Here is a 12972-nt window from a genome sequence, read left to right on the forward strand (position 1 = left end):
TATATCAAGTTAAAAGGCTCTTATACCCTCTTTTAAAATATCAATCAAAACTGTTGCGTAACTTCCTTTTGGTAAAATAAAAGCTAACTCATACTGAGCATAGTCTTTTAGATATTTTTTGTCAACTATTTCAGGGAAAATCCAAGCAAGTCTTCTATCTCCTCCAGCTGGTATCAATTCATCATATTTTTCTTCAATTTCCCTTGCTTTATCTTTTGCCCTCATTACTCTTTTTCCAGCTAAAAGTCCTGTTACGCTTATATCTTTTTTATGAAATCTTTCAGTATCTTCTAAATTTTCTAAATAAAAAAATTTTCCTTTAGGATAATGAGTTAAAACATCCCCTGGAAGAAGTTTAAAAGGATGTTTTTGATTCTTAACAAATTTAATTAACTCCTTTTCAAATCCTGCCATTAAAAGTTCTTTTTCACTTAAATCAAAAATATTACTTAAATTTATTCTCTCCTTAAGCCAATCATTAAAAAGTTTTGATTGATATGCATTAATTAAAAGCTTTTCAAGTTTCTTATTTTTTACAAACTTTTCCCCTTCAATTATTGCTTTTCCATCTTCGAAGTTGTTTCCAAATTTTCCAAATCTTTGATACCCAAAAAAATTTGGAATACCATATTTTTTAATATCTTTAATTACACTATCTATTTTTTTAGCATCTACTGGCAATACTTTTTTAAATCTAACAAAAAACTTATTTCCTTTTAAATGACCTATTTTTAGCTTATTTCTATGCAAATCTTGTTCTAATATTTTTATCTGTTTATCTTCAAATTTATTAATTTTATCTCTAAATTTGCGAGGAACACTAATCCATTGAATTGTCATACCAACTTTGTCTTTAAGTCCAGCATATCCAATATCTCTAGCCTTAATACCAGTTTTTGAGGAAATTTTATTAATCATTTCAGGAGTTGTAAGTCCTTTTTTTCTAACTTTAAGCATAAGCCACTCACCAGTATGAGCAAAAGGATAAAGAGGTATCTCTTCTACTACAAAGTTTTCTGAATTTTTATTAAAATGAAAATTAATTGGTGCATGCGAATATATCATTCTTTTCCTTTTTGGTATATTAGTTATTGGTTATTTGTAATTATATCAACTATATTGACACCAGTACACAAATATACAAATAGGCACTGACTAAACAAAGTGAAACAATTGCAAATTTGAGTGAAGCAAAAGCGTTAAAAAAAGCATTCTGTTTGAGCGAAGCGAGTTAATGCTTTTTAGCTTTTGCAAAACGGAAAAAATTTGCACCTCTTGTTGAACTTATACCAATTCTCAATTAGTTAGTTACTTTAAAAATGTTTAAAACTGCCATTATTTCAATACTTTTCATCATTTTCCATTGTCCATTTTCCATTGTCAATTGGTATTATTTAGTCAGTGCCTACAAATAACCAATTAACTAATACATCAATATACAAATCAACCTTTAAAAATGATTTTCTTTACATAAATTTCTAAATTTACCTCTTTTAGTGATAGCAAAAACAATAATAGGTGTTCTTGTAATTTTAGCAATATTCTGGATTATTTTTAGATTCTTTTTAGGAAAAGTAAAAAGAATTTCATACTCTTCTCCACTACATCCTATCCTTTTAGGAAACTTAACAAAAAAATCATAATCAATATGTGAAATTTTTGAAATTCTCTCTAACTCTTTATAAAGACCATCACTTATATCACAAGCTGATGTTATATATTTTGAAGCCTTATAAAAAAATTTATCCCTCAACACTGGTTTTATAAATTTAGAGCTTTTACTAACTTTACCACCTTTAAGTAAAATCTTTAAATCCCTTCCAACACTTCCAAGGTTTCCTGTAAAAGCAACATATTCATTACATTTTGCTTTTCTAGTCACTGCTTTTTTAGTAACACCAATATGAGTCACTGAAATTGCAATTTTTTCATTTTCTATTGTATCACCGCCTATTATTTCATAGTTATATTTTTTAGCAGTTTCTTTAAATCCGCTAGCTAACTCTTTAATTTCTTTTAAAGTTAAACTTTTAGGAAAAGCTACATTTAAAATAGCATATTTTGGTTTTGCATTCATTACAATCATATCACTTAAATTCACTAAACTAGCTTTTATAGAAATTTCTCTTAAACTCATCCACTCTCTTTTAAAATGAACATCTTCAAAAAAAGAATCACTAACTATAACCTGAAACCTGGAACTTGAAACTTGAAACTTTAAAACAGCTCCATCATCACCTATATATTTATTTTGAAACTGTTTAATAAAAAATGGTTCTTTCATTAAATTCCTTAAGATAAATTAAGATAATTGTTTTAAAACTTCTTCTTCCCAAGGTTTTAGATTATCTTTTTCTAAAAGCTCTGCTTTTCTCATATTTCTATAAAGTAAATCTGCTTGAGCTATTTCATCTCTGGTTGGTTCACGTCTAACAGCTACAAAACCTGAAATCTCATCAGGTCTATCATAAACTATTTCACCTGCTTCATTTATAGGATCTATTTGAACTACAACCCAATAATATTTACCATCTTTTCTCAAATTTTTAACTAATCCTTCCCAATGCTGCCCTGCTAAAATAGTATCCCACATCTGCTTGAAAGCCGCTTCTGGCATCATCGGATGTCTAACAATATTATGTGATTTTCCAATTAATTCATCTTTTGAATATTTTGTCATATTACGATATGCACGAGAAGCAAAAGTAATAATACCTTTTTTATCTGTTCTTGTAATTAAAGCTCTTGCATCAAGTCCTTCTTCTTGAAAAGTTACTTCAATATCAATAGGAGTTACATTTGGTTTTATTGCCATTGTAAATCCTTAAAAAAAGTTCGTTTCAAATCCGAAATCTTGAAGTGGCGGATTCTCATCTTTTGTTTGAAGAGCTTTAATGTCAAAAGCACTTGCTATTCCTTTTGGACACACCATTATACACTTTTGACAATTAATACAATCATAAAGTCCATTAGCTTTAGCATTTTCTATTCTTTCTTGTTTTTCGCTCTTATCTCTATCATCAAAAACAAATCTAAAATATTTAGTAAAAACAAAAGGACCAGCAAAATCTTTCTTAAAATCCAACGCTTCACACTCAAAGTAACAAGCCATGCACATAATACAATCAGTCTGCTTGTCATATTTTTTAAAATCTTCCGGTTTTTGAAGATTTTCTTTTGAAGTATCTATTTCATCAACAAACCATAATTTATTTTTCTTAATCATTTCTTCAATATAACTATGATCTACTACTAAATCTCTAATTACCTTACTTCTATCTACAGGTTCTATAATTATTTCATCATTTTGTATTAAATCCTTGACTTTACTTTTGCAGGCAAGAACAGTTTTATCATTAACTTTTACAGCACAAGTCCCACAAATTGAGCTTCTACAAAAACTTTTATAAGCTATGTCTCTTTTTTGTTTATTTACTCTATCAAGAAGTTCTAATATTGTTTCATCTTCTTTGAAATTTATACTAAACTCATCAAACCAAGCTTTTTCCCCATCAAATCTTTTTATTAATAATTTCATCTAGCAATTCCCTTACAAAATTTAGTCCATCATTTGGATTTTTTTTATATTTTAAAACAAGACTTTCAATGTCTTTTTTATCAAATTTTTCATCTCTTTGCAAGTAATATCCAATAAGTTGTAAAAAATTTCTAGGTTTTTTACTAAAAACAGCCCTTTCAAAATCTATAAATTTAACTCCATTTTCAGTTCTAAAAATATGATAATATCTACCAAGCTGTTTATGAAAAATTCCTACTTTATCGAAATAATAAGCTCCACAAAAAGCCTCTTTTAAAAGTTCATAATATTTAATATCTCCAATTAACTCTTTTAAAGGCTTTCCAACAATTAGTTCCATTACAAGATATCTATTTCCTCTAAAAATTGGCTTTGGTGCATATTTTCCATTAAGATAATTTAAAATTTTCCACTCTTTATCAATTTCATAAGATTTTGCCCATTTAATCGCTACAACTCTCCCATCCTCAAGTTTAGCTTTGTATACCTCTCCCCTATTGCCCTCTCCTATTTTACAAATAACATCATACCTCACACATTACCTTTTTTATCGATTAATTATACCACTAATAACAAAAGAAAAAAAAGACTAAGAAAAGCTAATTTTTATTTCTGTTTTATTTAAGTCCCAAAATGCATCTTTAGGCTCACTACCACAAGCAACATTTATAAGCTGAGTTACTTGTAAAATTGGTTCTTCATATCCATCCATTGCTTTATGGCACAATGGACATGGTGTTGCAACAATATCCGCTCCTGCTTCTTTTGCTCCATCAAGTGGCTTTACTGCAAGACGTTCTTTTTGATCTGGATCAGTAAATCTTGCATGATATCCACAACAAGTATTTTCATTTTTATAACCTTCTATAATTTCAACTCCAAGTGGTTCAAGTATTTCATTTAAAACACTAGGGTTTTCAGGATCATCCACTGCCACTTCATTAGGTGCAAGCACATGACATCCATAATATGGAGCAACTTTTAAACCTCTAAATTTTCTTTTTATTTTACTTTTATATTTATCTATTCCAATAAAATCTCTGATTAAATTTAAAGTATGATAAATTTTAGCCTCTCCTTTATACTCAAGTCCCTCTTCGGCTAAAATTTTATTTACTTTTGCTTTTAGTTCTTCATCGCTATCAAGGACTAGTTTTGTTTTTGCAATAATCATATAGCATGTATTACAAGGTGTATATAAATCCACTCCCTTTTCTTCTGCTAAAGCAATATTTCTTGCATTAAGACCATATACTAAATTTTTATTAGTCTCATCAATAACCCCACCACCACAACAAGCAGCTCTATCAAGCAAAATTCCTTCAACTTCCATTTTATTTAAAAAATCAGTTGTTATATCATAATTGTGAATATCAGCACCTTGAAAACAACATCCAGGATAAATTCCTATTCTTTTCATTACAGTTCCTTTTCAAGTTTTTTAATAAAGTTTTGGAATTTTTTAATATCAGCAAAAGGTTTAGGACCAAACTCATCTTCTTTCATACCTCTGCTTCTAAACTCTTCTTCTAGTTTTTTAGTAGCAGCTTTTCCTCTCTCATCTGCAAAAGCCACTTCAGGTAAATGCCATTTATCAATTTGTCCAGTTGCATAAACAGTTTCAAACCAGAATTGTGCACGTCTTGTTGCAATGTTTTCTTCTCCTGTATCTTTTGCTATACGACGAAGTTCAAGTATATCTTCAGCTGGTCTAATTCCTTTAGGACATGCAGCAAGACACATTTGACACTGCACACACTCCCAAATTCCATGATTTTCAGTAAGTTTAATTCTTGTCTTTATATCTACCCCATCTCTTGTATCCATAATAAATCTAAATGCTTTTGTTAGCTGAAAAGGACCTATATACTTCTCATCACCCTCAAGTGCATTACACTGACCATAACACGCCATACATAAAATACAATCAGTCTGCTTATCATATCTTTCAAACTCTTCTGGTAAAACTAGTGATTCAACTTTATTATTCTCAGGTACTACTTTTGGATCTGGTACAAGATATGGTTTAATACTCTTTAATTTATTAAAGGCTGGCTCTTGGTCCACTACTAAATCTTTTACAATAGGTAAATTATTAAGTGGTTCAATTCTTATTACACCATTTTTAACTTTATCTTTAGCTTGAATTTTACAAGCAAGTCCAGCTCTTCCATTAATAATCATAGCACAACTACCACAAATTGCACTTCTACAAAAAGCTCTAAATGTTAAACTTGCATCAATTTTATCTTTAATATACATTAAAAGCTCAAGAACTGTTAAACTATCTTCAACCTCTACTTCAAAATCTTGAAAGTAACTTTCATTTGTTTTAGGATTATATCTTTTTACTTTTGCAATATATTTTATTTTATTCATTCTCAATCCTTTTGCAACTTAATTTTAAGCTATGATTATTTTGTTATAATTTCATATCTCCCGGTAGCTCAGTTGGATAGAGCGTCGGATTCCTAATCCGAAGGTCGTGGGTTCAAATCCCACCCGGGAGACCACTTTAAATGGACAATGTAAAATGAAAAATGTAAAATTAATTTTCCATTGTCCATTTTCAATTTTCAATTAGTATTTGCGTTCTGCTGGTTCATATAGACTTATATCAACTTCACCTCGCTCATAATTAAAGCTTCCATCAATATTCTTAGTAATCATTGAATGGTATAGATAGTTTTTATCATCTCTTTTTGGATAGTCATCTCTATAAAAACTACCACGACTTTCTTTTCTTTGAAGCGAAGCAAAAGCTAACACATCTGCAATTTCAAGTAAATTGAAAAATTCAAGTGTTGCTTGAAGGTCTAAATTGAATACTTTAGATTTATCTTCAACTCCAAGATTTTTATGAGCTCTATTTATTAAATCTTTAAGCTTAGCATAGCCCTCTTGCATATCTTTTTCATTTTTAAATACTCCAAAATGTTTAAACATAATCTCACCGAGTTCGTTTCTCATATCACCTAAAGTCTCTTTAGACTCTCTACTCATAAGTTCAGTAATAAATTTAATATCATCATTTAACTTACTCTCTCCACCTTCTGCAAAATCAGTAGACTCTGCATATCTAACTGCAACTTTTCCTGCAACATTTCCAAATACCACAATATCAAGTAAGCTATTTCCTCCTAGTCTATTTGCCCCATGAACGCTTACACACTGAGCTTCACCAGCTGCATAAATACCTTCAATTGGTGTTTCACATTTTACATTTGTGTGAATTCCACCCATTGCATAGTGAGCTGTTGGTTTAATTGGAATTGGCTCTTTAATTGGGTCAATCCCTTCAAAGTCAATTGCAAGTTCTCTAATTTGAGGTAGTCTTTCTTTAATTTTTTCAGCTCCAAGATGAGTTAAGTCTAAATGAACGTATTCTCTTCCTTCTTCATCCCTAAATCCTCTACCCTCTCTAATTTCAGTCATAATACTTCTACTTACTAAATCTCTAGGGCCTAATTCCATCTTTTCTGGTGCATATTTACTCATAAATCTTTCACCTTTAGAATTTATAAGGTGTCCTCCTTCTCCTCTTGCAGCCTCACTAACTAAAATTGCTGATTTTCTAAGTCCCGTTGGGTGAAATTGTAAAAATTCCATATCTTTAAGAGGTAGTCCTGCTCTAAGAGCTGCTGCTGTTCCATCTCCTGTACAACCTAACGCATTTGAAGTATATCCCCAATAAATTCTACTATGTCCACCAGTTGCAAGAATAATTGCTTTTGTTTTTATAAGCTCTATATCTCCTGTGGCAATATTTATAGCAGTAACTCCAACTGCTCTTTTACCATTATGAATTATATTTAACATAAACCATTCATTTAAAAATTTTATCCCTTCTTTTATACATTGTTCATATAATGTATGAAGCATTACATGCCCCATTTTATCAGCACTATAACAAGTTCTATCACGACTAGCACCACCAAATGGACGTTGAGCAATTTTTCCATTATTTAATCTACTAAATGGAACACCCATATGCTCCATTGCTCTAATAATCTTTGGAGCTTCATAACACATATACTTGACTGCTTCTTGATCTGCTAAATAGTCACTTCCTTTTATAGTATCAAATGTATGGAGTTCTTCATTATCAGTAGGATCTACATTTGCCAAAGCTGCATTAATACCACCCTGAGCAGCACCTGTATGAGAGCGAGTTGGATAAACTTTTGATAAAACTGCAATATTTAGATCTTTATTTTCCTTTACTGCACTAAGAGCTGCATACATTCCAGCACCACCAGCACCTACAATTAAAACATCAACTTTCATATCTCTCCTTTAATTAAATATTAAAAACATTATAACAAAAACTTATATTAAAGGAGAATTTTAATATTTTCTTATACCTAAAATGATTATTTATGTTACAAGCAGTTACAAAAAAGAAAGAAAAGAAGCTAAATCTTAACTTTAGTTACATGATGATTTAGTCCAAGTTTATCAGGTGTTATGCCAAATGCAAGCCCAATAAGTTGTGGTAAATGAAGTACAGGCATATTGAATTCTCTATTTACAACTTTTGATGCTGCTTTTTGTTTTACATCTAAATTTAGATGACAAAGTGGACATGGTGTTACCATTAATTCAGCTCCATTTTCACTTGCATCAATAAGTACATTTGCAGTTAACTTTTCACTAACAGGTGTATTTTGTAAATCTACATGAAACCCACAACATTTTATTTTACTTTCATAATCAATAGGTTCTCCCATTAACACTTTAACTAAACTCTCAATTGCATTTGGTTTATAAGGATTTTCATTTAAATTGCTTCCATTTTTAGTTTTTGTAGGTCTTATTATGTGACATCCATAAAATGGTGCTACTTTTAAGTTAAGAGGCTTTTTTACACGCTTTGCAATCTCTTCAAGACCAATATCTTCAAGAATTGCATATAAAAAGTGTTGAATTTTTACATTACCATTATACTCATATCCAACTTCTTTTAATTTTTCATTTACTCTTTCTTTTAATTTTTTATCACTATCTAATCTATTTTTAGTGTTTTCAAGCATAAGCTGACAAGTATTACACAACGTTACAAGCTTTAAACCTCTTTTTTCAGCTAAACAAATATTTCTAGCGTTTAAGACTAACGATAAAAACTCATCAAAATCTTGCAAATGACTCGCTCCACAACAACTAGCTTCATTTAAAATTTCAATTTCAATTCCAAGAACTTCTGCAATAGCTAAAGTTGATTTTAAAAGTTCTGGAGTTGACTCTTTAGCCGTACAACCTGTATATAGTGCATATTTCATATTAATCCTTTAGCTCATGAGTTTGGGAAATTTCTATTAGTTTTTGAATTTCTCCTAATTTTTCACTTTTTGGCATTTGCCATGGAAGTTTAATTTTTCCTTTTCTAAACATTGCTATAGCTTCTGGCAAATGACGAACAACTTTCACACTTTCACTATATAAAACAAGCATCCCCTCATCAAGAATTCCATGTTTTTTAATAGAATGAACAAAACCTTCAGCGTGTTTTGTAGCTACATTTCTTTTTGCCACCCCTTCTTCAAAAGCTTGATTATGTAAATGAGTAATCTTAATAAATGGATCAACCCCTTTAGGACATACTTCTATACATGCCTGACATTTTACACAATCCCAAATACCACTACCTAACTCATTTACAAGTTCTAATCTCTCTTTTTTAGCATCATCCCTTACATCTGATGTAAATCTATATGTTTTAGCAAGTGCTTGAGGCCCTAAAAAGTCTTTATTTACACTTATACTCCCACAAGCATAAAAACAACATCCACAAGCAATACAATAATCAGCCTCTTCTAATATCTCTACAAGCTCTGGTTTTATTAAATTTTCACTTTCAGGATGTTCATCAATCTCAGCTATTAAATATGGTTTTACCTTGTCATGTTTATCCCAAAAATCTTTTTTATCTACTACTAAATCTTTGACTACTTTATTTTTATTTTTACTAAGTGGTTCAATTACAAGCTCATTTCCAAACATCTCAACTGCTTCTTTAATAGGAGTTTTACAAGCCAACACATTTTTACCATTAAGCTTTACGGCACAACTTCCACAAATTCCGTGCCTACAGCTTCTTCTATAACTTAAACTTCCATCAATTTCCCATTTGATTTTATTAAGTGCATCGAGAATTACTCCATCATCTTTAAGTTCTAACTCATACTTTTCATAATGAGGTTTATCATCTACTTCAGGATTGTATCTATAAACCTTAAAAGTTACTAACATTCCATATCCTTTTATTATTTATCTTTTTTACTTATTAGCTACCTGGAACTTTGTAGCTTAATATTTACGCTCTTGAGGCTCAAACTTAGTAATTTTTACTGGTGCATACTCGATCTCAACACCATTATCTTTTAAATACCCAAATGTATGTTTTAAAAAGTTTTTATCGTCTCTTTGTGGATAATCTTCTCTATAATGCGCTCCACGTGATTCTTTTCTATTAATAGCCCCTTCTACAATAAACAATGAATAATCAAGCATATGACCAAGTTCTATTGCTTCTTGTAAGTCAGTATTGTACATTTTTGATTTATCATCAAGTTTTATATTTTTAAATCTATCTCTTAATTCTAGTAGTTTTTCTTTTGCTTCAAGCATAGTCTTTTCTTCTCTAAACACTCCAACTTTTGTACTCATAGTCTCTTGAAGTTCACTTCTAATTTGGGATACTTTTTCTTCTCCATTAGAATTTAAAAGAGTATTTACTTCACTAAGCATTACTTCAGCATCTTTTGAAGTAGCTTCCTTTAAAGTTAAACTATCAAGGTCTTTTAATATTGTATTTCCTACCCATCTACCAAAAAATAAAGCTTCAAGAAGTGAATTTGCCCCAAGCCTATTAGCACCATGCACACTAACACAAGCACACTCACCTGCTGCATAAAGTCCTTCTGTTAACTCATTTGGATTTTTTCTAACGTGTCCATCGATATCTACTGGAATTCCTCCCATTGAATAGTGAGCAGTAGCTGAGATTAAGATTGGTTCTTTTACCATATCTCTACCTAAAAATGTGAGTGCTAGGTCTCTTAATTCTGGAAGTCTTTCATTTATTTTCTTTTCTCCTAAATGTGTCAAATCAAGATAAACAGCAAATGGGTCTTCTTTTGTTCCTCTCCCTTCAATTATCTCTTTCATAATAGCACGACTTACAACATCACGAGGTGCTAATTCCATTTTCTCAGGTGCATATTTTTCCATAAATCTTTCACCTAACCCGTTAAAAAGCCTACCACCTTCACCTCTTGCAGCTTCACTCATTAAAATACCACTTCCAGCAAGTCCAGTTGGGTGGAATTGCACAAATTCCATATCTTCAAGTGGAATGCCACGTCTTGCTAGGATTGATAGTCCATCACCAGTATTTGCGTGAGCATTTGAATTTATTTTAAATGCTCTTGCATATCCACCTGTAGCAAACATTACAGCTTTTGCATTAAATACTGCAGGAGTTAAATCTTTTAAATTATATGCTACCACACCATAAGCTTTATTTCCATCATATAATACATCTGCAACATACCATTCATCAAGCATTAAAACATTTTCTCTAATACATTGCTCATAAATTGTCTGAAGTAAAGTAAGACCTGTTCTATCTTTTGCAAAACAAGCCCTAGGTCTGCTTTGTCCTCCAAAAGGTCTTTGAGCAATACGTCCATCTTCCCTTCTACTAAATACTGCCCCCATTCTTTCAATCCATCTAATTGTTTCAGGAGCTTTTTCACACATAAGTTCAACTGCATCTTGATCCGCTAGATAATCGCTTCCTTTAATAGTATCGAATTTATGAAGTTCTACATCGTCATCATCTGCTAGTGCTGCATTAACTCCACCTTGAGCTGCTCCTGAATGAGAACGAAGAGGATGAAGTTTTGTAAGAACTGTTACACTTTTTCCACTCTTTACTAATTCTCTAGCAGCAGCAAGACCAGCAAGTCCTGCTCCAACTATTACAACATCACTTTTATATACAGATACCATATTAATCCTTTAATCCTAAATATTCAAGTATTGCAAAAGCAGCATCTCTACCATCTCTTGCAGCAGTAACAACTAAATCCGCTCCTCTAATAGCATCCCCTCCAGCAAAAACTTTTGAATTTGATGTTTGATATTTTTCATTTACTATCGGACATCCCCATTTATCAGTTTTTATATCTGCCCTTTCATACCAAGGAAAAGCTACATTATCAAATCCAAGTGCAAGAATAATCACATCACAATCAATTTCAAAATCACTTCCTTCAACAACTTGTACTCTTCTTCTACCACTACTATCAGGTGCACCAAGTTCTGTTTTTTGACAAACAATTCCTACAACATTTTTATTTTCATCAACTTTTACAGCTTTTGGTGCAGTATAAAACATAAATTTCACACCCTCTTCTTTAGCATTAACTACCTCTTTTTTACTTCCTGGCATATTTGCTTCATCTCTTCTATATACACAATAAACTTCCTTAGCACCACTTCTAATAGAAGTTCTAACAGCATCCATAGCACTATCACCACCCCCAAGTACTACAACTTTTTTACCCTCAAGTATGCAATCATCAAAATCTTTAAATACTCTTTTTTGTGCATGTGTTAATACATCCATAACGTGATATACACCATTTGCATCTTCATTTTCCATTCTAGCTCCTCTACCGCTAGGAGCACCAACCCCTATAAATACCGCATCAAATTCATTAACTATTTTTTCAAACTCTTCTTCAGTTAAAATTGGTTTATTTAAATGAATTTTAGCACCAGCTTCTTCCATCCATTTAAATCTTCTTAATACTACATCTTTATGAAGTTTAAAGTTTGGAATACCATAAGTTAAAAGTCCACCTGGTCTATCTGACTTTTCAAATATTTCAACATTCGCACCACCTCTTAATAAAAACGTAGCGCAACTCATACCAGCAGGTCCACTACCTATAACTGCAACTCTTTTTTTTCTTTTTTTATCTTCACCATAATATGGTTTTAAACCTTGCTTAAAACCTTCTTCACTAATATATACTTCAATAGCTCCAATCGAAACACTACCATGTTCAGTTTTCTCAATAGTACAACTTCCTTGACATAAGTTATCATGAGGACACACTCTTCCCATAATTTCAGGAAAAGGTGAAGTCTCATTTGATAATTCAAATGCCTTTTTTATATCTCCTTCTTTTACTGCTTTTATCCATTGAGGAATATTATTGTGTAGAGGACAACCTGTCTTACAAAACTTAAATTCATCTTGCTTTTCAAAAACGTCAATTGGACAAGTTATACATCTTAAAGCTTGATTAATTGCTTCTTCGTTATTAAATTCAATATATACTGGTTCAAAATCTTGTATTCTCTCACTTACATCTCTTTTTCTTTGGATTTGTCTTGGAATTTCTCTAAATTTTTTTTTCATT

The 12972-nt window shown here is 31.1% G+C and carries 12 protein-coding genes and 1 tRNA gene; 1 reads left to right on the forward strand and 12 read right to left on the reverse strand.

The features are described 5' to 3' along the window. Window positions 1-9: 9 nt before the first annotated feature. The 7 genes from ACYQ1U_RS03805 to ACYQ1U_RS03835 all read right to left on the reverse strand — a co-directional run bounded on the left by ACYQ1U_RS03805 (window position 10) and on the right by ACYQ1U_RS03835 (window position 5917). On the reverse strand, window positions 10-1065 hold the full coding sequence (locus ACYQ1U_RS03805; protein WP_459884497.1) for a tRNA pseudouridine(13) synthase TruD: 1056 nt from the start codon (window positions 1063-1065) through the stop codon (window positions 10-12). Window positions 1066-1450: 385 nt separating this feature from the next. Beyond that, window positions 1451-2284 (reverse strand): thiamine-phosphate kinase, encoded by an 834-nt coding sequence (locus ACYQ1U_RS03810; RefSeq protein ID WP_459884498.1) that lies wholly within the window; start codon window positions 2282-2284, stop codon window positions 1451-1453. Between the two features lie 18 nt (window positions 2285-2302). Further along, window positions 2303-2815 carry a PAS domain-containing protein gene (locus ACYQ1U_RS03815; RefSeq protein WP_459884500.1) on the reverse strand — a complete coding sequence of 171 codons (513 nt, stop codon included), beginning with the start codon at window positions 2813-2815 and terminating at the stop codon, window positions 2303-2305. 9 nt (window positions 2816-2824) lie between these two features. Continuing rightward, window positions 2825-3538, reverse strand: coding sequence for a succinate dehydrogenase/fumarate reductase iron-sulfur subunit (locus ACYQ1U_RS03820; protein WP_459884502.1), 714 nt, complete (start codon window positions 3536-3538; stop codon window positions 2825-2827). Further along, window positions 3513-4073, reverse strand: a complete 561-nt coding sequence (locus ACYQ1U_RS03825) for an RIO1 family regulatory kinase/ATPase domain-containing protein (RefSeq protein WP_459884504.1) — start codon at window positions 4071-4073, stop codon at window positions 3513-3515. Before ACYQ1U_RS03825 ends, ACYQ1U_RS03820 begins: the two co-directional genes overlap by 26 nt. Before the next feature lie 54 nt (window positions 4074-4127). Beyond that, the gene (locus tag ACYQ1U_RS03830) at window positions 4128-4958 is read right to left on the reverse strand and encodes a CoB--CoM heterodisulfide reductase iron-sulfur subunit B family protein (RefSeq protein ID WP_459884506.1); all 831 of its coding nucleotides are present in this window, start codon (window positions 4956-4958) and stop codon (window positions 4128-4130) included. Then, a complete protein-coding gene (locus tag ACYQ1U_RS03835; RefSeq protein ID WP_459884508.1) occupies window positions 4958-5917 on the reverse strand; it encodes a succinate dehydrogenase/fumarate reductase iron-sulfur subunit in 960 nt (319 codons plus the stop codon). Before ACYQ1U_RS03835 ends, ACYQ1U_RS03830 begins: the two co-directional genes overlap by 1 nt. A 57-nt stretch (window positions 5918-5974) precedes the next feature. Between ACYQ1U_RS03835 and ACYQ1U_RS03840 the strand changes: the two genes are divergently transcribed. Beyond that, a tRNA-Arg gene (locus ACYQ1U_RS03840) sits at window positions 5975-6051 on the forward strand. A 67-nt stretch (window positions 6052-6118) separates the two neighbouring features. Here ACYQ1U_RS03840 and ACYQ1U_RS03845 read toward each other — a convergent pair. The 5 genes from ACYQ1U_RS03845 to ACYQ1U_RS03865 form a co-directional block, all read right to left on the reverse strand. After that, a complete protein-coding gene (locus ACYQ1U_RS03845) occupies window positions 6119-7825 on the reverse strand; it encodes an FAD-dependent oxidoreductase (RefSeq protein ID WP_459884511.1) in 1707 nt (568 codons plus the stop codon). Window positions 7826-7953: 128 nt separating this feature from the next. After that, the gene (locus ACYQ1U_RS03850; protein ID WP_459884513.1) at window positions 7954-8817 is read right to left on the reverse strand and encodes a CoB--CoM heterodisulfide reductase iron-sulfur subunit B family protein; all 864 of its coding nucleotides are present in this window, start codon (window positions 8815-8817) and stop codon (window positions 7954-7956) included. 1 nt (window position 8818) lies between these two features. Further along, window positions 8819-9787 (reverse strand): succinate dehydrogenase/fumarate reductase iron-sulfur subunit, encoded by a 969-nt coding sequence (locus tag ACYQ1U_RS03855; RefSeq protein ID WP_459884516.1) that lies wholly within the window; start codon window positions 9785-9787, stop codon window positions 8819-8821. 57 nt (window positions 9788-9844) lie between these two features. Beyond that, window positions 9845-11551, reverse strand: a complete 1707-nt coding sequence (locus tag ACYQ1U_RS03860) for an FAD-dependent oxidoreductase (RefSeq protein ID WP_459884518.1) — start codon at window positions 11549-11551, stop codon at window positions 9845-9847. 1 nt (window position 11552) lies between these two features. Beyond that, on the reverse strand, window positions 11553-12971 hold the full coding sequence (locus ACYQ1U_RS03865; protein ID WP_459884520.1) for an FAD-dependent oxidoreductase: 1419 nt from the start codon (window positions 12969-12971) through the stop codon (window positions 11553-11555). Window position 12972: the final 1 nt, after the last annotated feature.

This window comes from Caminibacter profundus, from assembly GCF_054657155.1.